We start from the raw sequence: 24,852 nt of genomic DNA on the forward strand, positions 1-24,852 counted from the left end.
TGACGGCAGGGGGATGTAAGTCCCTCTGTCTTTTTGTGTTTGAATGGGGTACAATTACGTTTTAACCGGACAGCGAAGCACAAAGCGCTATTTATAAATTAGACGTTTGACTACTCATAAAAGTTTCACCTTTTTTGGAGGAAAATATGAAAATCAAAGAAATTATTGTAGTGGAAGGCAGAGACGATACGACGGCCATCAAACGGTCTGTTGACGCCGACACAATTGAGACGAACGGCTCTGCGGTCGGAGATGCGGTCATTGAGCAGATCCGTCTTGCACAGAAGACGCGGGGAGTTATTATTTTTACAGACCCTGACTTTCCTGGTGAAAAAATCCGCAAGCTGGTTGCCGAACAGGTTCCCGGCTGCAAGCATGCCTTTTTGGCAAAGCCGGATGCACGTCCGAAAAACGGCAGGGGCATAGGCGTAGAGCATGCTTCAAAAGAGGCCATCAGGAACGCTCTGAAGGATGTTAAAGAAGAAATGGCGGATACCGATCCCGTCATTCTTAAAAGCGATTTGCTGGCAGCGGGTCTAATCGGAGGTCCAAAAGCTAAGGACCGGAGAGAAAGACTTGGCGTGCTTTTGAAAATAGGGTACACAAACGGCAAGCAGCTTGAAAAAAGACTTCATATGTTCAAGATAACAAGAGAAGCTTTTGCACAAGCTATTGAGGAGATTGTTCGGGAGGAGCAGCAGAATGATTAAAGATATTGCAACACCGGTCCGCACGAAGGCCATTTTAGAAAAGTACGGCTTTTCATTTAAAAAGAGTCTTGGGCAGAACTTTCTGATCGATCCGAATGTCCTGACAAGAATTGTTGACCATGCAGGGGTAACGGAAGAAACGGGTGTTATTGAAATTGGCCCCGGAATAGGGGCACTGACAGAACAGCTGGCAAAGCGGGCCAAGAAAGTTGTTGCCTTTGAGATTGACCAGCGGCTGATCCCGATTTTAGAGGATACTCTGTCTCCTTATGATAACGTTTCAGTCATTCACCAGGATGTCCTGCAGGCTGATGTCAAAGCGGTCATGATTGATCAGTTTAAAGACTGCAAGGAAGTCATGGTCGTTGCCAATCTGCCTTACTACGTGACGACTCCGATCATTATGAAGCTGCTTGAAGATCAGATTCCTTTAAAAGGAATCGTTGTTATGCTCCAAAAAGAGGTTGCAGACAGAATTGAGGCGTCTCCGTCTTCTAAAGACTACGGATCCCTTTCTATAGCAGTGCAGTACTACACAGAGGCCAAAACCGTCATGACAGTCCCAAGAACAGTCTTCATGCCGCAGCCGAACGTGGACTCGGCCATCATCAGGCTTCTGCTCCGAAACGAAGCGAAAGTAACGGTGAAAGATGAGTCGTTTTTCTTTAAAGTGGTCAGAGGAAGCTTTGCTCAAAGGAGAAAAACCCTGCTCAACAATTTGCAGCACTCCCTCCAAAACGGAAAAGAAAAGAAGGCTGCCATTGAAGAGGCTCTTGAGAAGGCCGGCATCGACGGCAGAAGACGGGGAGAAACACTCTCTATCGAAGAATTTGCTTTGCTCAGTGATCAGCTCATTGAGGATTTTAAGGAATAACGGCAAGGTGAACCCTGCAGTCCATGAGGCTGCAGGGTTTTTCTATGTGCATGCAGCGGACTAGGGCAGGAAGCTTCCAAATTATCACACTTTTGCTGAAATGTCATAGGCTAGAAAAGGAGTTCTAAGCACACTGATGTTTACGGATCGGGCACAGCAAGTCCTCTCTTGGTCTGTGCAGTGTCCTGTATGGGAATGTTTCAGCGAATCGGTCATTTGGAGTGAAGAACATGCAAGTTAAAATAGGTGATATTGTAGCCCGCAAATCGTATCAGTGCGATGTCCTGTTCAGGGTCATAGATCTGAAGCAGACAGAAGACGGCAATTGGGCTGCTATTTTATACGGAGAAGAAGTACGTCTGATCGCTGATGCTCTCTGCGATGATTTAGCGGTGATCGATGACCGCGAGCGCATGGAGAGGAAAGTGCACGAAAAAGAAAAGCTTGAGCAGTCTCTCTATCTGCTGAAACAGGATTACCGGCTGCTGCAGGAAAAAAGGGAGTACCAGGCAACGGCAAACTACAGCCATAATGAGGAGTTTTTTCATCTTCCAGGAAAGGTTCTTCACCTGGACGGAGATCCGACTTACTTGCAGAAGTGCCTGTCGCTTTACGAACGGGTGGGCGTTCCTGTTTTTGGCGTTCACGTGAAAGAAACGGAAATGGAAAATGTTGTGGCGGAGCTGATTGAAGAATACCGGCCGAACATTCTGGTCATAACGGGCCATGATGCTTATTCAAAGCATAAAGGGCCGATCAATGACCTGAATGCGTACCGCCATTCAAAGCACTTTGTTCAGACCGTCAGAAATGCGCGGAAAGCGGTGCCGCATCTAGATCAGCTGGTCATTTTTGCCGGTGCGTGCCAGTCGCATTTTGAGTCGATTATAAGAGCGGGAGCCAATTTTGCCAGTTCACCGTCAAGAGTGAATATTCATGCGCTTGACCCTGTTTATATTGTAGCCAAAATCAGTTTTACGCCATTTTCAGAACGAATCAACGTCTGGGATGTGCTGCGCAATACCCTGACAAGGGAAAAGGGGCTTGGCGGCATTGAAACAAAAGGAGTACTGAGAACAGGAATGCCTTATCGCAGGCACGAAGACAACAGTTCTTCGTGAGACCGCTTCTCGTGAGACAGCGGTCTTTTCCCCCTTAAATCTCTTTATGGAAACAATTTTTCCTTTCTTTACATAAAACAAGAGAATTAGGTAAATCCTACATTGTAGAGATAGAGGGAATTTTGTTGAAAATATTTTGTTGACAGTGATCTTTCATCACTGATATAATTTAAATTTTATTTGACTTAATTTGGGCGGTAGTGTATACTGAATGTAGTGAGGTGGTTGCAATGGCAAAAACGTTAGGCGATATCAAAAACTCCCTGGAGTCCAATCTTGGCAAGCGGCTTACGCTGAAAGCAAACGGCGGCCGAAGAAAAACGATTGAACGTTCAGGTGTTCTTACAGAGACGTACCCAGCTGTTTTCGTTGTACAACTAGATCAGGATGAAAATGCATTTGAACGCGTATCATACAGTTATGCAGATGTCTTAACTGAAACCGTGCAATTAACTTTCTTTGAAGATACATCAGGTTCAGTAGCAGTTGCTGGGCAGTAGACACTCGTTTGCTGCTTTTTTTGTTGCCTTAAAAGGCTCGCAGGCAATTGAAGGATATACATACATGAAGCGGCACATACTAATGGTGCTGCTTTTTTTATTTTAAATAAAAGCAGACTGCCGTCCGGCCGGGCTTCGGTCTTTCCGGCTGCAGCAAAAGCCAGAGGATAGGAGTGTTCTGTGATGGGAAGACGTCGTCAAGGAATTATGTCCGAAGAGTTTAAATACGAGCTGGCAAAGGATTTAGGGTTTTACGATACGGTCAAACAGGATGGCTGGGGGGCAATCAGATCCCGTGATGCAGGAAATATGGTAAAGCGGGCAATTGAATTTGCGGAACAGCATATGGCCGGTCAGGTGAAAAAGTAACGAACTTATAAAGCCGGGGCGCATTCCGCTCCGGCTTTTTCTGCAAGAAAATCTTTTGAAATGCCGAAATATCGCGCCTTACAGCGGTTTTGCCGGAAAAACCCGTTATATTCGCCTTTTTTGTGGTACAATGTGGATAATTTCAGTTCGTTAAAAGTAGGTGAAAATGTTGCGTATTTTGGAAAAAGCGCCGGCTAAAATCAACCTTTCGCTTGATGTGCTCCATAAAAGACCAGATGGATTTCATGAAGTGAAGATGATCATGACAACGATAGATTTAGCTGACCGCGTTGAACTTGTGGAACTGCCTGAAGATACGATTCAAATTATCTCCCACAACCGCTTTGTTCCGGATGATCAGCGGAACCTTGCGTATCAGGCCGCCCTGCTTCTTAAAACGAGGTACGGGGTGAAAAAGGGCGTTTCCATCGCCATTACGAAAGTTATTCCGGTCGCTGCGGGACTTGCAGGAGGAAGCAGCGATGCAGCTGCCGCTCTCAGAGGTCTGAACCGGCTGTGGAAGCTTGGTTTAAGTCTGGACGAGCTTGCAGAGCTTGGAGCGGAAATCGGTTCCGACGTATCATTCTGTGTATATGGGGGAACGGCTCTTGCTACCGGCCGCGGGGAGAAGATTCAGCATATTGATACTCCTCCGCACTGCTGGGTTGTGCTTGCCAAGCCGACAATCGGCGTATCAACGGCAGATGTATACCGGAACCTGAAGCTTGATTCTGTTAAACATCCTGATGTAGACGGAATGATAGAGGGAATTAAGGAACAGGATTTTGACAAAATCTGCAGCCTTCTCGGCAATGTGCTGGAAGATGTCACGCTGAATATGTACCCTGAGGTTGCGAATATTAAAGATCAGATGAAACGCTTTGGTGCGGATGCCGTTCTGATGAGTGGAAGCGGGCCCACTGTTTTCGGGCTGGTTCGCTATGAGTCAAGGCTGCACCGGGTGTATAACGGATTAAGAGGTTTCTGTGATCAGGTTTTTGCTGTAAGGTTGATTGGAGAACGGAATAGCCTTGATTAAATCCGTATATTAAGTTATATTTACTTTAAAATATTCGGATTTTGGAGGTTATTCCATGAAATTTCGTCGCAGTGGACGGCTTGTTGATATGACTTATTACTTGCTACAACATCCACATGCACTTGTTCCTTTAACTTTTTTCTCTGATCAGTACCAATCTGCCAAATCGTCCATCAGTGAGGATTTGACTATTATAAAGCAAACATTTGAACAAAGAGGCATTGGTTCTCTTTTAACGGTGCCGGGAGCAGCTGGCGGGGTGAAGTTTATCCCGAGAATCGGAGCTTCAGAAGCCAGAGAGATCATTGACGAGCTGTGCAGTCTCATGGCTAAACCGGAAAGACTGCTGCCTGGAGGGTATTTATACTTAACAGATATTCTTGGCAACCCTTCCATTGTGAACCAGATTGGAAGACTTTTCGCGTCTGTTTTCGCGGACCGGAAAATTGACCTTGTCATGACGGTCGCTACGAAGGGGATTCCTGTTGCCTATGCTGTGGCTAATCAGCTTGATGTGCCCGTTGTCATTGTCAGACGGGACAGCAAGGTAACAGAAGGTCCTACTGTCAGCATTAATTACGTCTCAGGCTCTTCAAAACGGATTCAAACGATGGTTCTCTCTAAGAGAAGCCTCAAAACAGGGTCAAATGTCCTGATCATTGATGACTTTATGAAAGCCGGCGGAACAATTAACGGAATGGTCAGCATGCTCGAGGAATTCAATGCAAACCTTGCAGGCATCGGCGTACTGGTAGAATCAGAAGGCGTTGAAGAGCGTCTTGTTGATGAGTACATATCTGTAGTCAAACTGACAGACGTTGACGTAAAGGAAAAACAGATAGAAGTTTCGGACGGGAATTATTTCCGGTTTTTAAAATAGGGTTTTTGTAAGTTTTGCTGCTTCAGCATGAAACTAATTACTCCAGTGGATTGAAGCGGAAGGCACTTGACTCCTGCGGGATATAGAGCGAACGGGAGATCCCGCAAGCGCAGCGAGGAAGCTCCCGGCGCTCCCCGGGGTAATCTTGTGACTGGAGCGGAAAGAAACGGGTACAGCTTTATAAACAACATTTATGCAAAGCAGCATCATAATATACGAACTGACAGGGGAGAGGGTAAGATGAGAACAATCGATACGAAAAAGGCGCCGGCTGCCATTGGTCCATACTGCCAGGGGATCGTCATTAACGGATTATTTTACAGCTCCGGCCAGATTCCGCTTACTCCAGAAGGAGACATGGTTACAGGCAATGTTGAAGAGCAGACTCATCAGGTTTTCTCAAACCTGAAGGCTGTACTTGAAGAAGCTGGCGCTTCACTTGAAAGTGTCATTAAAGCCACCGTTTTCTTGAAAGATATGAATTCATTCGCCGCTTTCAATGATGTCTATGCCCAGTACTTCAGCGGTCACAAGCCTGCACGTTCATGCGTGGAGGTTGCCAGACTTCCGAAAGATGCGCTTGTGGAGATAGAAGTTATTGCTGCTGTAAGCTGATTTACGCGCTGCTGATCGGTCTGTAAACCTTTTGTACCATACAAACCTGCTGAAGAAATATGAAATGGTATACAAGACTCCATAAAATCACCTGATTTTTCAAAATATTTTTCTGTTCTTGCAGGAAATAGAAAGATTCCGTTGAATAACTTAACTAAAGTTTTTCATACAGGGAAAAGGTGGTGAACAGAATGGAAGTTACTGACGTAAGATTACGCCGCGTAAACACCGAAGGCCGCATGAGAGCGATTGCATCCATCACACTTGATCATGAATTTGTTGTTCATGACATCCGCGTTATTGATGGCAACAACGGGCTGTTTGTTGCAATGCCCAGCAAAAGAACTCCTGATGGTGAGTTCCGTGATATCGCGCATCCGATCAATTCTGGAACTCGAGGGAAAATTCAGGAAGCTGTATTAACCGAGTATCATCGTTTAGGTGAACTTGAAGTTGAATTTGAAGAAGCAGGTGCTTCTTGATTATATGAAGCTTAAAAAAGCCGGTCAGGACAAGATCCTGACCGGCTTTTTACGTAGTGCAAAGAAGATTTTTTAAAATAGGGAATGCTAAAAATATCGCTTGACAGATCATGACAATTTTATGAAATATTATGTACTTTCTCATGTTTTCTTGAAATAAAGGGTTATTTGAGATATATTTTTCTATGGATAAAAAGGGATACTGGAGGCCTCGATAATGGATAACCGATACGCAGTTATTTTAGCTGCAGGACAAGGCACAAGGATGAAATCAAAGCTTTATAAAGTGCTTCATCCAGTTGGCGGCAAGCCAATGGTTCAGCACGTAGCAGATGAAGTTTCAAAACTTGACTTAAGCAAAATCGTTGCTGTAGTTGGTCACGGTGCGGAGAAAGTAAAAGATCAGCTTGGCGATACAGCAGAATATGCCCTTCAAAGTGAACAGCTTGGAACGGCTCATGCTGTTATGCAGGCTGCATCCCAGCTGGAAGGAAAAGAAGGGACAACCATTGTTATTTGCGGCGATACACCGTTAATTACGGCAGATACAATGGCATCCCTGCTTGCTCATCACGCAGAGACACATGCAAAAGCTACGATTCTTACAGCTAAAGCAGACGATCCTGCAGGCTATGGACGTGTTGTCAGAAACGCTGAAGGACATGTTGAGAAGATTGTTGAACACAAAGATTCAAACGAAGAGGAACTTCTTATTACAGAAATCAACACTGGAACATACTGCTTCGACAATAAGGCTCTTTTTGACACATTGAAGAAAGTGTCCAATGAAAATTCCCAAGGTGAATACTACCTTCCGGATGTTATTGAAATTTTAAAATCGGAAAATGAAATCATTTCGGCTTTTCAGACGGCATCTTTTGAAGAGACTCTAGGTGTTAATGACAGAGTGGCTCTTGCCCAGGCAGAGAAGTTCATGAAAAAGCGCGTTAATGCGTTCCATATGAAGAATGGTGTTTCTATCATTGATCCTGACAACACGTATATCTCAAGCGATGCAGTCATCGGAAGAGATACGGTTATCTATCCAGGTTCCGTCATTTCGGGGAAAACCGAAATCGGTGAAGATTCGGTTATCGGACCTCACACGGAAATTAAAAACTGCAAAATCGGAGACCGGACAACAATCCGCCAGTCCGCTGCACACGACAGCGAAATTGGCCATGATGTAAACATCGGACCGTTTGCACATATCAGACCGGATTCTTCAATCGGTGACGAAGTTAAGATCGGAAACTTTGTTGAAATCAAGAAATCATCCATGGGCAAAGCGAGCAAAGCTTCACATCTGAGCTATATTGGAGATGCTGAAGTGGGTGCAGACGTAAACCTGGGATGCGGATCGATTACAGTCAATTATGACGGCAAAAATAAATTCCTCACTAAGATTGAAGACGGAGCTTTCATCGGCTGCAATTCGAATTTAATCGCACCTGTAACAGTGGGCCAGGGAGCCTATGTTGCTGCAGGTTCTACGATTACAGATGATGTGCCAGGCAAAGCCCTTTCCATCGCACGTGCAAGACAAGTCAATAAAGATGATTATTTAAAATAAAAAGGTTAAAGAGCAGCGGCAGGCATTCTGCTGCTGTTCACCCGGCTTATACAGATTAACCAATAAAACCCAGTGGAGGTCTCCTTTAAAAATGTCAAATCGTTATGCAGATTCAAATTTAAAGATTTTTACATTAAACTCAAACACTGCCTTGGCTCAGGAAATTGCAGATGAAGTCGGTGTTGATTTAGGTAAATGTTCGGTAACACGCTTCAGTGACGGCGAAGTTCAGATCAACATTGAAGAAAGTATCCGCGGCTGTGATGTTTTTGTCATTCAGTCTACGAGTGCTCCGGTAAATGAGCACCTGATGGAAGTTCTGATCATGATTGATGCGTTAAAGCGTGCTTCTGCAAAAACAATCAACATTGTTATGCCTTATTACGGATATGCTCGCCAGGACCGCAAAGCCCGTGCACGCGAACCGATTACAGCTAAGCTTGTTGCAAACCTCCTTGAGACAGCAGGAGCGGACCGAGTAATTACTCTTGACCTGCACGCTCCTCAAATTCAAGGTTTCTTTGACATTTTAATTGACCATTTAATGGGTGTTCCAATTCTTGCTGAGTACTTCCAGGAGAAAGACCTTAAGGATATCGTCATTGTTTCTCCTGACCACGGCGGAGTAACCCGCGCCCGCAAACTTGCTGACCGTCTGAAAGCGCCGATTGCCATTATTGATAAACGCCGCCCAAGACCGAATGTTGCGGAAGTCATGAACATTGTCGGTAACATCGAAGGCAAAACAGCCATTTTGATCGACGACATCATCGACACAGCCGGAACAATCACTCTTGCTGCAAATGCACTAGTAGAAAACGGCGCGACAGATGTATACGCGTGCTGTACGCACCCTGTACTTTCAGGACCGGCCATCGAACGCATTCAAAACTCAAATATTAAAGAACTTGTAGTAACAAACTCTATTGCTCTCGGCGAAGAGAAAAAGATCGACAAGCTTAAGCAGCTTTCTGTTGCACCGCTTATCGGTGAAGCCATCATTCGTGTACACGAAGAGCAATCTGTTTCTACTTTGTTTGATTGATTATTACAGCCCCTTCTGCTTAGAGCAGTAGGGGTTTTTTATATATTTTTGTTTTATCGCAGTGTAAAGCTGAATACTCCAGTGGACTGGAGCGGAGGGGAGCGGGTACGTTTTTACAAAAGAGGAGTATCTGAGCTTGGTCTTATAAAGGGATAATAGATGGCACTTATCCGGAAGAATAGAACCCTCAAGCCGAGGAATCAGAAAGTTGATGACACTTATCGGCGAGAACAGAACCTCCAAGCCGAGGAATCAGAAAGTTGATGGCACTTATCGGGAAGAATAGGACCCTCAAGCCGAGGAATCAAAAAGTTGATGGCACTTATCCGGAAGAATAGAACCCCCAAGCTGAGGAATCAGAGAGTTGATGGCACTTATCGGCGAGAACAGAATCCCCAAGCGGAGGAAACAGAGAGTTGATGGCACTTATCGAGAAGAAAAGAACCCTCAAGCAGAGGAATCAGAAAGTTGATAGCACTTATCGGAGAGAATAGCACCCTCAAGCAGAGGAATCAAAGAGTTGATGGCACTTATCGACGAGAACAGAACCCTCAAGCAGAGAAATCAGAAAGTTGATGGCACTTATCCGAGAGAATAGCACCCTCAAGCAGAGGAATCAGAAAGTTGATAGCACTTATCGGAGAGAATAGCACCCTCAAGAAGAGGAATCATAGAGTTGATGGGACTTATAGGCGAGAACAGAACCCTTAAAATGAGAGAGCCGGATGTTGAAAGCACTGATCCGGAAGTGATACAATTTTATTAGATCGGCGAAGATCTTCTTATGCGGCACCGCAAAATAAATGCTGTTTTAAGTAAAAAAAGCACGGTCCCGAGCCAAACAAATCCCCCTTTAAATAAGAAAAAATGTTTAGACCCATTCAATAATGGGAATTAAATAAGACATAACTTATCGTTAGGAAGGTGTTTTGGACTATGACAACTCTAAAAGTAAAAGAACGTACAGTATTTACGAACTCGGCGAGAAGAAAGGTCCGCGAAGAAGGACAAGTTCCCGCTGTGATTTACGGTAAAACAACAGAACCTAAATCTATTTCATTAGATAGCATAGAATTAATTAAGACGCTGCGCGACGAAGGCCGCAACGCGATCATTAAACTGGATCTTGACGGAAAGTCCCATTCTGTCATGCTGTATGAAATGCAGACGGATCCGCTTAAAAACGAAATCACTCATGCAGATTTCTACGTTGTTAACATGAAAGAGGATGTAGAAGTCGATGTTCCAATCACTCTTACTGGAGATGCACAGGGAGTCAAGGACGGCGGCGTGCTGCAGCAGCCTCTGTACCAGGCTTCCATTACAGCTAAACCGGGTGAAATCCCTCAGACAATTGAGGTTGATATTTCAGAGCTTGGCGTAAACGACACGCTGACAATCGGCGATGTGAAGATCTCGGGCAAATACTCATTCAACCATGAAAAGGACGAGGTCGTTGCTTCTATTCTTCCTCCTCAGCAGGAAGAGGAAATCGACAGCGGTGAAGAGCAGGAGCCTGGAGAGCCTGAGAATGCTGAAGGCAGAGAAAGCGAAGAGGACGCTGCTGAAGGCGAAAAACAAGAGTAAATTACAAACGCAGCCGTTTAATGGCTGCGTTTTTTATGGTATTGTTGAACTGAAGACACATTGAAAATGATGGCGACCTGATCTTAGAAGCTCGGGGCTTCATTGGCGCCTGATTTTTAACATAAGGTCCTTCCGGATGGATGGGCATACTGACAAAGAGCCGTTTGGCTTAAAGAATGGGCAGGTACAATCATGAAACTTTTCATTGGACTCGGAAATCCGGGAAAACAATATGAAAACACACGTCATAACGTAGGCTTTATCGCGATTGACGAGCTTTCCAGACGGTTCGGCATCCCTCTTGACCGCACGAAATTTAACGGGATCTACGGAATGGGGCATGTTTCGGGAGAGAAAGTCATATTATTAAAACCACTTACCTACATGAATCTCTCCGGTGAATGCATCAGGCCGTTAATGGACTATTATGAGATAGATGACCAGGATCTCGCCGTCATCTATGATGACCTAGATCTGCCGGCAGGGAAGGTCAGACTGAGAACAAAAGGGAGTGCCGGTGGACATAACGGAATCAAGTCGATGATCCAGCATTTGAATACACAGGAATTCAACCGCGTGAGAATCGGGATCGACCGTCCCTCAGGAGGGATGAGTGTATCCAATTACGTGCTTGGCTCTTTTGGAAAAGAAGAGTGGCCGAGCATTCAGGATGCAGTCGCTCTTTCTGCAGATGCATGCGAGAGTTTTATTAAAGAGCCTTTCCTTCAAGTGATGAACAAATACAATTGATTTAGTATAAGCGCCCCCCTGAAGGTTCATACTGTAACTAAAACCTTTCCAGGAGGGGCTAAAATGGCGCTACACTATACATGCCGCCATTGCGGCGTTAAGGTCGGAACAATTGAGAGCGTTTCAGTATACAGCGAGCAATTGGGTTTTCAGCACCTGTCGCAGGAAGAGAGACGAGAGATGATCTCCTATGAACAAAATGGCGATATTCAAGTAAAAACCATCTGCGAGGATTGTCAGGAAGCGCTCGAACGCAATCCGGACTATCACCAGCTGCAGCGATTTATTCAATAAGCGACGCTTTGGCTTTGTTATGAAGTCAAGGCATTTTTCTGTTAGTTGGCAGGCAGGGAGAAAGACGGCAGAATCCCTGTCCTGCTTCATTCGGATAGATAAACGGCTGAAACACTGCCGAACGGGGAGGTTCCACTTTTGCAAAGTTTGCAGCATTACTTTTATGAAAATGATGATTTTCAAACCATCTTACAGGGGATACAGGGAGGGTTAAAGGAGCAGCTTGTTGCAGGGCTCTCGGGGTCTGCACGCTCTTTGTTCACTTCTTCGCTCTTTAAGCATGCAGACAAACCGCTCCTTGTGATCACCCATAACCTTTTTCAGGCTCAGAAAATTTATGAGGACCTGACGAACCTTGCCGGCGATCAGGTGCTTCTCTACCCAGTTAACGAACTCATTGCATCTGAGCTTGCGATAGCAAGCCCTGAGCTTAAAGCGCAGCGTATGGATGTTTTAAACCAGCTTTCAGAAGATAAAAAGAGAGTGGTTGTTGCACCGATTGCGGCACTGAGACGATTTTTGCCGCCAAAAGAAGAATGGAAAAGAAATCAGTTTCACCTAAAGCTCGGTCAGGATCTTGACCTGGATGAAATTCTCGCCTCTTTGGTGACAATGGGTTACGCGAGGGCCGGTATGGTTTCTTCGCCGGGTGAGTTCAGTCTGCGCGGAGGGATTATCGACATATATCCGCTGACAGAAGAGTATCCTGTCCGCATCGAGCTGTTTGATACAGAAATCGATTCAATCCGCACTTTTAACAGCGAAGATCAGCGTTCGATTGAAAAATTGAAAGAGATCCATATAGGACCAGCAGAAGAGCTTGTTGTTAACGGGGAGCGAATCAAGAAATGCATTGAAAAGCTGGAACAGGCGCTTGCATACAGCCTGAAACGCCTTAAAGACGATAAGCAAAAAGAAATACTTGCTGAAAATATCGGATATGAGCTTGAACAGCTCAGAAACGGTCAGTTTAATCAGGAAATGGTGAAATATCTCACCTTCTTCTATGAGCAGCCTGCTAGTTTACTAGATTATTTTCCGGAGCAGACCATTGTTGTAATGGATGAGATCAGCCGGATACAGGAAATGTATGAGAGTCTTGAAAAAGAAGAGGCAGACTGGTATACAAGCCTGCTTGAGCACGGGAAGATCGTGAACAATATCAAGCTTTCGCACGACTATTCAGATGTGCTGACAAAGACGAAGCATCCGCTGGTCTATCTCTCTCTGTTTGTGCGCCACGTCCCGCATACCAGCCCTCAGAACATTCTTAATGTCTCGTGCAAGCAGATGCAGAATTTCCACGGGCAGATGAATGTGCTGAGAAGTGAAATTGAACGCTGGAAGAAAGCGAATTTTTCCGTCGTTTTCCTTGGCGCAACAGAAGAGCGGGTCAAAAAGCTTGAAGCTGTTTTAGGTGACTACGAAATTAATGCTGCCTTTTTAAAGAAAAATGAGACACCCAAGCTTGGCAATCTGTACATGATGGAGGGCGACCTTCAGACAGGCTTTGAACTCCCGATGCAAAAACTTGCAGTCGTAACGGAGGAGGAGCTGTTTAAGAAGAGGGTCAAAAAGCAGCCGAGAAGCCAGAAAATCTCGAATGCTGAACGAATTAAAAGCTATTCAGAGCTTCAGGTCGGCGACCATGTCGTGCATGTCAATCACGGGATCGGGAAGTACCTCGGAATTGAAACGCTTGTCATCAACGGCGTTCACAAGGATTATCTTCACATCCGCTATCAGGGAAGCGACAAGCTGTATGTTCCTGTTGAGCAAATTGACCTTATCCAGAAATATGTTGGATCAGAAGGCAAAGAGCCTAAGATTTATAAACTTGGCGGCAGTGACTGGAAGCGTGTAAAACGGAAGGTTGAATCGTCTGTACAGGATATCGCAGATGATTTGATCAAGCTTTATGCTGAGCGTGAAGCAAGCGTTGGGTACGGATTTTCACCTGACAGCGAAATGCAGCGCGAGTTTGAAGCCGCTTTCCCTTATCAGGAAACCGATGATCAGCTTCGCTCCATTCATGAAATTAAACATGATATGGAACGGGAACGCCCGATGGACCGGCTGTTGTGCGGAGACGTGGGCTATGGAAAGACGGAGGTTGCCATCAGGGCTGCCTTTAAAGCGGTTGCTGACGGCAAACAGGTCGCACTGCTTGTACCTACGACCATTCTTGCCCAGCAGCACTATGAAACAGTCCGTGAGCGTTTTCAGGACTATCCCATTAATATCGGTCTGTTAAGCAGATTCAAAACGAGAAAAGAGATGAATGAAACCGTAAAAGGTCTTAAAAACGGAACGGTGGATATGGTGATAGGTACCCACCGCCTTCTTTCAAAAGACGTGCTGTATAAAGAGCTTGGGCTCCTCATCATTGACGAGGAACAGCGTTTTGGCGTGACGCATAAAGAAAAAATCAAGCAGATGAAAGCCAACATTGACGTACTTACGCTTACGGCTACACCAATTCCGCGGACGCTTCACATGTCCATGCTCGGAGTGCGTGATTTGTCTGTAATTGAAACGCCGCCTGAAAACAGGTTTCCGGTTCAGACGTATGTCGTTGAATACAACGGCGGTTTTGTCCGCGAAGCCATCGAGCGGGAACTTGCACGCGGCGGACAGGTCTATTTCCTCTATAACAGAGTGGATGATATTGACCGTAAAGCAGATGAGATTTCCATGCTTGTTCCTGACGCAAGGGTGACCTATGCACACGGGAAAATGACGGAAAATGAACTTGAGTCAACCATGCTTAATTTCCTTGACGGACAATTTGATGTGCTTGTCAGTACGACGATTATTGAAACCGGCGTTGATATTCCAAATGTAAATACGCTGATTGTCCATGATGCAGACAAGATGGGCCTCTCTCAGCTCTATCAGCTTAGAGGCCGGGTCGGACGTTCAAGCAGAATTGCCTATGCATATTTCACTTACCGGAAAGATAAAGTTCTGACAGAGGTGGCAGAGAAACGTCTGCAGGCGATCAAAGAATTTACGGAGCTTGGTTCAGGCTTTAAAATTGCCATGCGGGACCTCTCCATCCGCGGAGCTGGAAATCTGCTTGGTGCCCAGCAGCATGGATTTATTGATTCTGTCGGATTTGACCTGTACTCTCAAATGCTGAAAGAAGCCATTGAAGAGCGACGTGTGGAAGGGCCGAAAGAAAAGCCGTTCCAGGTTGAAATCGATCTTGAAGTCGATGCGTACCTTCCTGAAACATACATTTCAGACGGCAGACAGAAAATCGACATCTACAAGCGCTTTAGAGCAATCTCTTCTCTTGCCGATCTAGAAGAGCTGCAGGAGGAAATCATTGACCGCTTCGGGGACTATCCTCAGGAAGTAAATGACCTTATGCAGATTGCCAAGCTTAAAGTGTTCGCCGTTCAGGAAAAAGTGGAGATGATCAAGCAGGATAAGGACACGGTGTCCATCTATGTAAGCGAAGAGACAAGCGCGCAGGTAGACGGCCAGAAGCTGTTTGATCTGAGCAATCAATATGGACGCGCGGTCGGTCTTGGCATGGACGGGAAACGCCTGAAGATGACGATTCAGATTAAGGGAGTTAAGCCTGATAAATGGCTCAAGATCGCTGAAGGACTGCTGAACGGTCTTGGATCAGCAAAAAAAGAAGAGATTTCTGCAAAAGGGGTTTAGATCTGCCTCTGACTGTCAAAGCTGTAGAAGAAAATACTGCCTAATCAAGAAAATTTCACTGATGTTGTGTATATTGCGTGCAGGGCTGAAGGATACTATCCGTAAGAAATGGTGGTTGTTGCAAAGAGTTCCTGCGAGCAAGCAATCATCAACTACTCAATCATCAAGTGAAAGTGAGGCAGCATTAGATGAAAGCAACTGGTATAGTACGACGTATTGATGATTTAGGCCGCGTGGTGATTCCAAAGGAAATCCGCAGAACTCTGCGCATCCGTGAGGGAGATCCGCTTGAAATCTTTGTAGACCGCGACGGTGAAGTTATCTTAAAGAAATATTCCCCGATCAGTGAACTGAGTGACTTTGCAAAGGAATATGCAGACGCTCTGTATGACAGCCTTGGACATCCAGTCCTCATTTGTGACCGTGATACCTACATAGCAGTATCAGGCGGTTCAAAGAAGGAATACATGAACAAAAACATCAGCGAGCAGGTTGAAAAAGCAATGGAGGACCGCAGCTCTTTGCTGAATACCGAGGGCGGCAGCATCGAGCTTATCGACGGCAATGCAGAGGAACTTAAATCGTTCACAGTCGGACCGATCGTTGCAAATGGAGATCCAATCGGGGCGGTTGTCATTTTCTCGAAGGATCAGTCTGTTGGGGAAGTAGAACATAAAGCAGTAGAAACAGCTGCAGGCTTTTTAGCCCGTCAGATGGAACAATAGTCTTTATTTATACCGTTTTAATCAGGCAGCAGCTTTTGCTGCCTTTTCTTATGCCTGAAAGAGGGAAAAATAGACAAAAAGGGCCGCTGATTAAGATTTGAAGGGAGTTTCTTGTGATATAATAGGCTCGGTTAGCTTACTATGGAAGGAGAATTGGACGATGGACGTCCGTTCCGGGCCATCAAAACATCTTTTTTTGCAGGGGACAGCGGTATTAACCATTGCAGCTCTGCTTATTAAAATCATGAGTGCGGCATACCGTGTGCCTTATCAAAATATAGTCGGAGACATCGGCTTTTATATTTACCAGCAGGTCTATCCATTTTACGGAATAGCCATCATGCTCGCTACGACGGGATTCCCGGTCATCATTTCTAAGATGATGATTGAATTCGGAGAAAAAGGAAATGCTTCTTCAAACTCGAAAATTTTAAGGGTGTCCTTTCTGTTTTTATTTGCAGCGGGACTTATCTTTTATCTGATCTTATACATAGGCTCCGATCAGCTGGCTTCGTTCATGGGGGACCTTGAGCTTGCGCCGCTGATCAGAGTAATCTCTTTTTCTTTTTTGCTTGTTCCGTTTGTATCCATTTTAAGAGGCTATTTTCAGGGAGAGGAAAACATGCTGCCGACTGCCGTATCCCAGGTGGCGGAGCAGGGAATCAGAGTTTTGACGATTCTCCTCTTTTCCTACTTGCTCATCAATAACGGGTACTCATTGTATGAAGCAGGACAAGGAGCCCTTTTCGGTTCTCTTACAGGAGGATTTGCCGCTTTCATTCTGCTGGCCGTTTTTTTGTCAAAAGACAAAAGGGGCGTCTCCTTTTTCGGGAAAAATGACTCTTCAATAAGGACGTCACACATCCTTTCTTATTTGGTTAAGCACTCCCTAACCATTTCGATTACCAGCCTGATGATTATTTTTATTCAGTTGATTGATGCCATGCAGCTGTATTCAGAGCTTTTGAAAAACGGCTTTGAGATGTCTGATGCCAAAAGAATGAAAGGGATCTACGATCGGGGCCAGCCTTTGATTCAGCTTGGAACCGTTGTTGCTACTTCTTTTTCACTCTCGCTCGTCCCCTTGATTGCTTATGCTAAACGGAGCGGAAATCATGCGGTTATTTCTGAAAGGATCACAGCTTCATTAAAGATTTGTACCGTAGTCGGAGCAGGTGCATCAGCCGGTCTGATTATGATTATGGAACCGCTGAATATTATGCTCTTCAAAAATGAATCAGGGACAGAGGTTCTTGCTGTTCTGAGCCTGTCTGTCATCTTTACTTCCTATTCTCTGACGCTCACCGCCATACTCCAGGGTTTGAATTATACGGTCTTCCCTGCATTTGCTGTCCTGATTGGAACCGCTGCGAAACTAGCTTTGAATGAACTGCTCGTTCCGGAGTTTGGTACGGCAGGCGCAGCGTTTGCCACTGTTGCGGCTTATGGTGTGATTGCGGGACTGAATGCCGGCTACCTGAAGTCGAAAGGGTATAGGCTCGCCGGCAGGGTGAATACAGGAAAGATTGCGGCTGCAGCGCTTATTATGATGGGAGCTCTCTTTGCCTATTCGGCTCTTTTTTCAGAAAGCTGGATGGCAGGAAACCGTTTGGCCGCATCAGCAGGGGCTCTCTGCGGAGCTTTATTCGGTGGTACAATCTACTTGATTTCCATCCTGAAATTATCTATTTTTACACAAAAAGAACTTGAAGCTTTTCCGGGCGGAAAGAAGCTCGGAGCGTTTTTAAAATAAAGGAAACGGGGTATGAATATATGGCCAGGAAGATTACGGTTGTCGGACTTGGCGGCTCTGACGCAAGCCATATGCCGCTTGGGGTATACCGCAGACTCACTTCAGCATCTGCGCTGTACTTAAGAACAAAGGAGCATCCTGTTGTTGCAGAGCTTGGGGCAGAGCTACCAGGCTTTGTGTCCTTTGATTCTGTCTATGAAGAAAACAGCCAGTTCGGTGATGTATATAAAATAATTGAAGAAGAGCTATATAAAGAAGCGAATGACAGGGACATTGTTTATGCTGTTCCCGGACATCCCCTTGTTGCAGAGCAAACCGTTCAATATCTTCTGCAAAACGGAAGAAAAAGAGGGTATGAGGTTGAGATTGCAGGAGGACAAAGCTTCCTGGATCCTACATTTACAGCACTTGGAATCGATCCGATTGACGGCTTTCAGATGGTGGACGGCCTCTCGATGAAAAGAGAGCAGCTGAACTACAGGCAGCACCTGATTATCTGCCAGGTCTATGATCAGATGGTTGCTTCTGAAGTAAAGCTGACGCTGATGGAAGATCTGCCTGATGAGTATGAAGTGATGATCGTCACGGCAGCCGGAGGACGGGACGAAAAGATTGTTAAAGTCCCTTTGTATGAACTGGACAGAGCCGCGGCAGTGGATAATTTAACAAGTGTCTATGTTCCTCCGATAAAAGAAGAAGAGCAGCTGAATCATCAATTTCAGACTTTGCGTTCAGTCATTGCCGAGCTTCGGGGGCCAAACGGCTGTCCATGGGACAAAAAGCAGACACACAGCTCTCTTAAGCGGTACTTAATTGAAGAATGCTATGAGCTGATCGAAGCGATTGACGAAGAGGACGACGACCACATGGTTGAAGAGCTCGGGGATGTCCTGCTGCAGGTTATGCTGCATGCCCAAATCGGATCTGATGAAGGCATGTTTTCCATAGATGATGTGATTCGGACGCTGACGGATAAAATGATCCGGAGACACCCTCACGTCTTTGGGACGGCAGAGGCCCGTGATGAAGGAGAAGTCCTTGCTAACTGGCAGGAGATTAAGCGCGCCGAAAAAGGCTCACAGCAGAAGGAGCCGTTCCTAAAATCTGTAGCAGCTTCACTGCCTGCCCTGTCAAAGGCATTTCATCTTCAGAAAAAAGCGGCCAAGGCAGGTTTTGACTGGGATGATGTGAACCCTGCATGGGACAAGGTGCAGGAGGAAATACAGGAATTCAAACACGAGGCAAAAGGAGCGGATTCCAAAAAAGTGCTTGAAGAATTCGGGGACATCCTTTTTGCACTCGTGAATATCGGCAGATTTTATGACGTAGAGCCAGAAACAGCGCTGACGTCTACTAACCATAAATTCACAAGACGATTCGAATATATTGAAAAGCGGGCTGAAGAGCTGAACAAACCGCTTGAGGACATGTCTTTAGAAGAAATGGACTCTTACTGGAATGAAGCGAAACAAAAGGGCCTGTAAAAGGGGAGTGCTTAAATCATGAGACTGGATAAATTTTTAAAAGTATCAAGATTAATTAAACGCCGGACGCTTGCAAAGGAAGTATCCGACCAGGGCAGGATTACTGTGAACGGAACGGTTGCAAAAGCCAGTTCAACTGTTAAAGAAGGGGACGAACTTGCAATCCGCTTCGGACAAAAACGCATTACGGCCAAGGTCGAAAAACTCCAGGATTCTTCTAAGAAAGAAGATGCAGCCGGCATGTTCACAATCATAAAGGAAGAAAAGCTAAGCGAAGAATAGTCAGCAGGGGCTTGTTCTATTTTGCCTCCCTTTCTCATAGAAATAGATAAGAATATTTCTAAGAAGAATGCGGGGGCTGGCTATGAATCAATATTATGACAATGGATCACAGTCTAAAGGAACCATCCAGGAGCATGACGTGATTATGAGAGGCCGCAAGCTGCTGGACATCACAGGCGTAACCCATGTAGAAAGTTTTGACAACGAAGAGTTTCTTCTTGAGACGGTCATGGGCGCACTTGCCATTCGCGGGGAAAATCTGCAAATGAAAAACCTGGATGTCGACAAAGGCATTGTCTCCATCAAAGGGAGAGTTTTTGACCTTGTCTACCTTGATGACCAACAGACGGAGAAAGCTAAAGGGCTCTTTAGCAAGTTGTTTAAATGACGCTGTCCGTTCAATTCCTTACCATGCTCAGCATGGTCGGATCCGGCTGTTTTATCGGAGTTTCCCTTGATACATACAGCCGTTTCCTCATGCGGTCAAAAAGAGCAAAATGGATTGTGTTTATAAATGACGTCTTTTTCTGGCTGTTTCAGGGCCTTCTTTTATTTTACGTTCTTCTCCAGGTTAATGAAGGCGAGTTCAGGGTATACATTCTCCTTGCGCTGCTGTGCGGATATGCTGCCTACCAGAGTCTTTTGAAAAAAATGTACCTGGCTGTTTTGGAATGGATGATAAGGTTTGCTGTCGGTCTGTACAGAACAGCTTTAAGAATCGGGGATTTCATGTTGGTCAAGCCTGTCACAGGGCTGACAAAATTGCTCATTGCCATTGTCACCGGACTTGTCATCTTTTTGTGGAAGTTGGTAAAATGGCTTTGCAGGCTGATATTCGGAACGCTTAAAGTGCTGATGGCTCCTGTCATTTGGATACTGAAAGGATTGCTTAAACTTGTTCCTGTTCGCATACGGAAATTCTTTCACAATTATTTCAAAAAAGCGGCAGGATTTTGTTTGAAAATCTTGAATATGTGTGGTAACTTATGGATTTTACGGAAAAAGAAGAAGTAAGGAGGCTAATGGATGAGTCTCGCTAAAGAACGGAAAATTACCCAGCTTCAGTCACAGTACGTGCAGCAGCAGGAGCGAAAAGACCAGATCATGAAACGGCGGAAACGCGGCCTTATCAGACGGCTGACGTTATTTGGATTAATTGCAGCTGTAACTTCTGTTATTGTGCTTTCGACCCTGATTTCCCAATCAAGCGCCATTGAAGAAAAGGCAGAAGAAAAGAAAAAGCTTGAGAGTCAGCTTGCTGAACTTGAGAAAGAAGAAAAGGTGCTCGAAGAAGAAATTGTGAAGCTGAACGACGATGATTATATTGCAAAAATCGCCCGCCGCGACTATTTTTTATCGGATGAGAACGAAATTATCTTCTCTTTGCCAAAAAAAGGTAAAGAGTAGTGTTGTTGACACTTGATTTTTACATTATGTATAATTAACTATAATGAGTTTTTATGTTTATTAAGGAGGAGCATTTTTTTTATGTCGATAGAAGTTGGCAGCAAGCTGCAAGGTAAGGTAACGGGCATTACAAATTTCGGAGCGTTCGTAGAGCTTTCTGGCGGCACTACAGGACTAGTCCATATCAGTGAAGTCGCTGATAATTACGTGAAGGATATTAACGATCACTTAAAAGTAGGTGACGAAGTTACTGTAAAAGTCATCAACGTAGAGAAAGACGGAAAAATCGGTTTATCCATCAAGAAAGCTATTGATCGTCCTGAGCGCCCAGAACGTCCAGACCGCCCGAACCGCTCAGACCGTCCAAACCGCCCAGATCGTCCAAGAGGAAGATCAAATACAAATGAGTTCCGTCCTAAAGAGAATTTCGAGCAAAAAATGAGCAGATTCCTTAAAGACAGCGAGGATCGCTTATCATCTCTAAAACGCAACACGGAATCAAAACGCGGCGGTCGCGGAGCAAGAAGAGGTTAACTTGCTGCTATCTGATATAAATGCTTAATCGTCAGGAGAGCACATGAGCGTGTGCTTTCTTTTTTTATGGAAAAAAGGGCTCCTGAAAACTTTTTTAAACTTTTTGTTGACGAAAGGGACAATCCTTTGTATTATATATCTTGTGCCTAACACAAATGGCTTATAAAAATGGCGGTGTAGCTCAGCTGGCTAGAGCGTACGGTTCATACCCGTGAGGTCGTGGGTTCGACTCCCTCCGCCGCTACCATTTTTAACTGGCCCGTTGGTCAAGCGGTTAAGACACCGCCCTTTCACGGCGGTAACACGGGTTCGAATCCCGTACGGGTCATCTTGTAAACCCCGGTTCTCATATCGAGAGCCGGGGTTTTTTATATGGATTTTTCCTTTCAGTTTCCTGCCATTTCCCCCGGTTGCGACTCATTTCTCAGACTGCTTACCCCCTTTTCCTGTAAAATGACCCTGTTTTTCGTGCATTTTGTCGCTATTCAAAAAAACAGTCGAACGTTTCTTGGTATACCGGCCCCTCGTTTGACAAATTCTTTTTTGAGCCTTTTATATAATAGCCGTAATATCAAAAAACGGGGGAATGAAAATATGGAAAAGGTAGAAAGAAGGGTAATCGAGCCGATGACCGAAGTCAGCCTTGAAAGAACGCATCAGTGGTTCAATCGTTCTTTGAACCGTTTTGGGACAAGAATGCAGCTTCTTTTTTTACATAGAGGCCTGCTGTTTGTGCTGATTGGCTTTCTTCTTGGACGGGCTTTAATTCTGACAGAGGTGCTTCCGTTTGCATTGCCGTTTTTCGGAGCCGTTCTGCTGATGAAAAAAGATAAAGCACTTTTTGCTTCGCTTGCTCTGATCGGAGGAGCAGCCACCATCTCCTGGCAAACCTCTCTCTTTGTCACCGCCTCAATCTTCGTCTTCCTGGTGATGAAAAAGCTGACATCTATTCTTTACAAAGACAAGATGAAGGCACTGCCATTTGTTGTCTTTGCTTCTATGATGCTTACACGGATCGGGTACTTTTATCTTCAGGGCCCGCTTACTCTTTACGATTATATGATGGCAGGAGTCGAGTCCGGTCTTGCCTTTATTCTGTCGCTCATCTTCCTTCAGAGTCTGCCTCTTCTTACTGCAAAGAAGCACAAGCAGTCACTTAAAATAGAAGAAATTATCTGCATCATGATTCTTCTGGCTTCTGTCCTGACAGGGTTTGTCGGCGTCACTTATCAGGAGCTTCAGGCTGAGCACATCTTTTCTCGCTATATCGTCCTGCTGTTTGCCTTTATCGGGGGCTCAAGCATCGGCTGTACGGTCGGTGTAGTAACGGGATTGATTTTGAGCCTGGCAAACGTAGGGAATTTATATCAGATGAGCCTCCTTGCTTTTTCGGGGCTTCTTGGAGGCCTGCTGAAAGAAGGGCAGAAGTTTGGGGCGGCGATCGGCCTCCTGATTGGATCGCTGCTTATCACCCTTTACGGAGAGGGTTCAACAGATCTGATGAAAAACCTGACAGAGTCCGTTATTGCCATCGGCCTGTTTTTGCTGACCCCGAAGGCGATCACCAATAAGCTTGCCAAGCACATTCCGGGTACGAACGAACACACCCAGGAGCAGCAGCAGTATGTGCGGAAAATCAGGGACGTGACCGCGCACAGAGTCGATCAGTTCTCCCAGGTTTTTTATGCTCTTTCTGAAAGCTTTGCCACCTTCTATGAAAAAAGCGAAGAATCAGAAGACCAGCGGGGAACAGATTTGTTCTTGAGCACGATTACCGAAAAAACGTGCCAGACCTGCTTTAAAAAAGAAAGGTGCTGGGTACAGAATTTCGATACAACCTATGAGTTTATGAAGGCCATTATGGATGAAAGCAAAGAAAATACGTATCACAGCAACCGCAAGCTGAAAAAAGAGTTTGAAAAGTACTGCTCAAAACCGAAAAAGGTGGAAGAGGCTATTGAGCAGGAAATCAACTATTATGATGCAAACGAAAAACTGAAGCAGCAAGTGCAGGAAAGCAGGCGGCTTGTAGCTGAACAGCTGCTTGGGGTGTCTCAGGTCATGGAGGATTTTTCAAAAGAAATCAAGCGTGAGCGGGAGAATCATTTTGTGCAGGAGGAGCAGATTCTTGAAGCGCTTCAGAGCTTTGGCATCGAAATAGGGCACGTTGATATATACAGTCTCGAACAGGGAAATGTCGATATTGAAATGAGCATCCCGTTTTGCAACGGCCACGGGGAGTGCGAAAAAATCATAGCTCCGATGCTTTCTGATATTCTGGAGGAATCCGTCATTGTGAAACATGAGGAATGCTCAAGCTATCCGAATGGCTACTGTCATGTATCGTTCGGGTCTTCGAGAACGTATCGGGTTGATTCGGGTGTCGCCCATGCGGCAAAAGGGGGAGGGCTTGTTTCGGGAGACAGCTACTCAACTATTGAGCTTGGTTTCGGCAAATATGCGATTGCCATCAGCGACGGTATGGGAAACGGAGTAAGAGCCCATTTTGAGAGCAATGAAACCATCAAGCTGCTTCAGAAAATCCTTCAGTCCGGGATTGAAGAAAAGGTAGCGATTAAAACGATCAATTCCATCCTGTCCCTGAGAACGACAGATGAAATCTTTTCCACGCTTGACCTTGCGATTGTCGATTTGCAGGATGCTACGTGCAAGTTTCTGAAAATCGGTTCTACGCCAAGCTTTATTAAACGCGGAGACCAGATCATGAAGATACAGGCAAGCAATCTTCCGATGGGCATCATTGATGAGTTTGATGTGGAAGTTGTGGGAGAACAGCTGAAAGCGGGAGATTTGCTGATTATGATGAGCGACGGCATCTTTGAGGGGCCGAAGCATGTAGAGAATCACGATCTTTGGATGAAACGGAAGATCAAAGAGCTTGAGACAATGGATCCTCAGGAGGTCGCAGATTTAATTATGGAGGAGGTTATCCGGACACGGGGCGGGAAAATCGAGGACGATATGACCGTTGTCGTTGCCAAAGTCGACCATAATACACCGAAATGGGCATCCATTCCGACTGCAAAACATATTAAAAAGCAAGGGGCGGTTTAACGCTTTAAAGCCTTCTTTCAGAGTATAAAACTCTTTATTACTGGCGAGGATGATACTACATTATTTCCTTGGTGATAA

At 45.3% G+C, this 24,852-nt stretch carries 24 protein-coding genes and 2 tRNA genes; all 26 read left to right on the forward strand.

Annotation, left to right across the window (positions count from 1 at the left end):
* Positions 1-146 precede the first annotated feature (146 nt).
* Positions 147-710 carry a ribonuclease M5 gene (gene rnmV, locus JOJ89_RS00290; RefSeq protein WP_203289316.1) on the forward strand — a complete coding sequence of 188 codons (564 nt, stop codon included), beginning with the start codon at positions 147-149 and terminating at the stop codon, positions 708-710.
* On the forward strand, positions 703-1,584 hold the full coding sequence (rsmA, locus tag JOJ89_RS00295) for a 16S rRNA (adenine(1518)-N(6)/adenine(1519)-N(6))-dimethyltransferase RsmA (protein ID WP_203289317.1): 882 nt from the start codon (positions 703-705) through the stop codon (positions 1,582-1,584). Before rnmV ends, rsmA begins: the two co-directional genes overlap by 8 nt.
* A 230-nt stretch (positions 1,585-1,814) precedes the next feature.
* Entirely contained in the window at positions 1,815-2,705 is an 891-nt protein-coding gene (yabG, locus tag JOJ89_RS00300; protein ID WP_029286045.1) for a sporulation peptidase YabG, read from the forward strand.
* Between the two features lie 230 nt (positions 2,706-2,935).
* Complete coding sequence (gene veg / locus JOJ89_RS00305; RefSeq protein ID WP_029286047.1) at positions 2,936-3,205, forward strand: biofilm formation stimulator Veg; 270 nt, start codon at positions 2,936-2,938, stop codon at positions 3,203-3,205.
* 183 nt (positions 3,206-3,388) lie between these two features.
* Positions 3,389-3,574: a small, acid-soluble spore protein, alpha/beta type gene (locus JOJ89_RS00310; RefSeq protein ID WP_029286049.1), complete on the forward strand. Its 186-nt coding sequence runs from the start codon at positions 3,389-3,391 to the stop codon at positions 3,572-3,574.
* A 169-nt stretch (positions 3,575-3,743) separates the two neighbouring features.
* Entirely contained in the window at positions 3,744-4,613 is an 870-nt protein-coding gene (gene ispE / locus JOJ89_RS00315; RefSeq protein WP_029566235.1) for a 4-(cytidine 5'-diphospho)-2-C-methyl-D-erythritol kinase, read from the forward strand.
* Positions 4,614-4,668: 55 nt separating this feature from the next.
* Positions 4,669-5,493: a pur operon repressor gene (purR, locus tag JOJ89_RS00320; RefSeq protein WP_203289318.1), complete on the forward strand. Its 825-nt coding sequence runs from the start codon at positions 4,669-4,671 to the stop codon at positions 5,491-5,493.
* A gap of 240 nt (positions 5,494-5,733) precedes the next feature.
* Positions 5,734-6,108 carry a RidA family protein gene (locus JOJ89_RS00325; protein ID WP_203289319.1) on the forward strand — a complete coding sequence of 125 codons (375 nt, stop codon included), beginning with the start codon at positions 5,734-5,736 and terminating at the stop codon, positions 6,106-6,108.
* A 191-nt stretch (positions 6,109-6,299) separates the two neighbouring features.
* On the forward strand, positions 6,300-6,590 hold the full coding sequence (gene spoVG / locus JOJ89_RS00330) for a septation regulator SpoVG (RefSeq protein ID WP_029286057.1): 291 nt from the start codon (positions 6,300-6,302) through the stop codon (positions 6,588-6,590).
* Positions 6,591-6,807: 217 nt separating this feature from the next.
* Positions 6,808-8,163 (forward strand): bifunctional UDP-N-acetylglucosamine diphosphorylase/glucosamine-1-phosphate N-acetyltransferase GlmU, encoded by a 1,356-nt coding sequence (gene glmU, locus JOJ89_RS00335; protein WP_029286059.1) that lies wholly within the window; start codon positions 6,808-6,810, stop codon positions 8,161-8,163.
* A gap of 91 nt (positions 8,164-8,254) precedes the next feature.
* On the forward strand, positions 8,255-9,208 hold the full coding sequence (locus tag JOJ89_RS00340; RefSeq protein ID WP_029286061.1) for a ribose-phosphate diphosphokinase: 954 nt from the start codon (positions 8,255-8,257) through the stop codon (positions 9,206-9,208).
* A gap of 936 nt (positions 9,209-10,144) precedes the next feature.
* The gene (locus JOJ89_RS00345) at positions 10,145-10,795 is read left to right on the forward strand and encodes a 50S ribosomal protein L25/general stress protein Ctc (protein WP_203289320.1); all 651 of its coding nucleotides are present in this window, start codon (positions 10,145-10,147) and stop codon (positions 10,793-10,795) included.
* A 192-nt stretch (positions 10,796-10,987) separates the two neighbouring features.
* Positions 10,988-11,545 (forward strand): aminoacyl-tRNA hydrolase, encoded by a 558-nt coding sequence (pth, locus tag JOJ89_RS00350; protein WP_029286065.1) that lies wholly within the window; start codon positions 10,988-10,990, stop codon positions 11,543-11,545.
* A 63-nt stretch (positions 11,546-11,608) separates the two neighbouring features.
* Positions 11,609-11,839, forward strand: coding sequence for an anti-sigma-F factor Fin (gene fin / locus JOJ89_RS00355; RefSeq protein ID WP_029286067.1), 231 nt, complete (start codon positions 11,609-11,611; stop codon positions 11,837-11,839).
* A 138-nt stretch (positions 11,840-11,977) separates the two neighbouring features.
* Positions 11,978-15,514: a transcription-repair coupling factor gene (mfd, locus tag JOJ89_RS00360; RefSeq protein WP_029286069.1), complete on the forward strand. Its 3,537-nt coding sequence runs from the start codon at positions 11,978-11,980 to the stop codon at positions 15,512-15,514.
* 188 nt (positions 15,515-15,702) lie between these two features.
* Entirely contained in the window at positions 15,703-16,239 is a 537-nt protein-coding gene (gene spoVT, locus JOJ89_RS00365; protein ID WP_029286071.1) for a stage V sporulation protein T, read from the forward strand.
* 160 nt (positions 16,240-16,399) lie between these two features.
* Positions 16,400-17,992, forward strand: a complete 1,593-nt coding sequence (locus JOJ89_RS00370; protein WP_203289321.1) for a putative polysaccharide biosynthesis protein — start codon at positions 16,400-16,402, stop codon at positions 17,990-17,992.
* A 20-nt stretch (positions 17,993-18,012) separates the two neighbouring features.
* Complete coding sequence (gene yabN, locus JOJ89_RS00375) at positions 18,013-19,476, forward strand: bifunctional methyltransferase/pyrophosphohydrolase YabN (RefSeq protein WP_203289322.1); 1,464 nt, start codon at positions 18,013-18,015, stop codon at positions 19,474-19,476.
* Positions 19,477-19,494: 18 nt separating this feature from the next.
* Entirely contained in the window at positions 19,495-19,758 is a 264-nt protein-coding gene (locus JOJ89_RS00380; protein WP_029286077.1) for an RNA-binding S4 domain-containing protein, read from the forward strand.
* 82 nt (positions 19,759-19,840) lie between these two features.
* Positions 19,841-20,146 carry a sporulation protein YabP gene (yabP, locus tag JOJ89_RS00385; protein WP_029286079.1) on the forward strand — a complete coding sequence of 102 codons (306 nt, stop codon included), beginning with the start codon at positions 19,841-19,843 and terminating at the stop codon, positions 20,144-20,146.
* A complete protein-coding gene (gene yabQ / locus JOJ89_RS00390; protein WP_029286081.1) occupies positions 20,143-20,772 on the forward strand; it encodes a spore cortex biosynthesis protein YabQ in 630 nt (209 codons plus the stop codon). The genes yabP and yabQ overlap by 4 nt, the downstream gene beginning before the upstream one ends.
* 12 nt (positions 20,773-20,784) lie before the next feature.
* On the forward strand, positions 20,785-21,165 hold the full coding sequence (locus JOJ89_RS00395) for a septum formation initiator family protein (protein ID WP_029286083.1): 381 nt from the start codon (positions 20,785-20,787) through the stop codon (positions 21,163-21,165).
* Between the two features lie 81 nt (positions 21,166-21,246).
* A complete protein-coding gene (locus tag JOJ89_RS00400; protein ID WP_029286085.1) occupies positions 21,247-21,699 on the forward strand; it encodes a S1 domain-containing RNA-binding protein in 453 nt (150 codons plus the stop codon).
* 170 nt (positions 21,700-21,869) lie between these two features.
* A tRNA-Met gene (locus JOJ89_RS00405) sits at positions 21,870-21,946 on the forward strand.
* 9 nt (positions 21,947-21,955) lie between these two features.
* Positions 21,956-22,027, forward strand: a tRNA-Glu gene (locus JOJ89_RS00410).
* Positions 22,028-22,293: 266 nt separating this feature from the next.
* A complete protein-coding gene (spoIIE, locus tag JOJ89_RS00415) occupies positions 22,294-24,774 on the forward strand; it encodes a stage II sporulation protein E (protein ID WP_029286087.1) in 2,481 nt (826 codons plus the stop codon).
* Positions 24,775-24,852: the final 78 nt, after the last annotated feature.

This window comes from Metabacillus sp. cB07, from assembly GCF_016839225.1.
GTDB classification, from domain to species: domain Bacteria; phylum Bacillota; class Bacilli; order Bacillales; family Bacillaceae; genus Bacillus_P; species Bacillus_P indicus.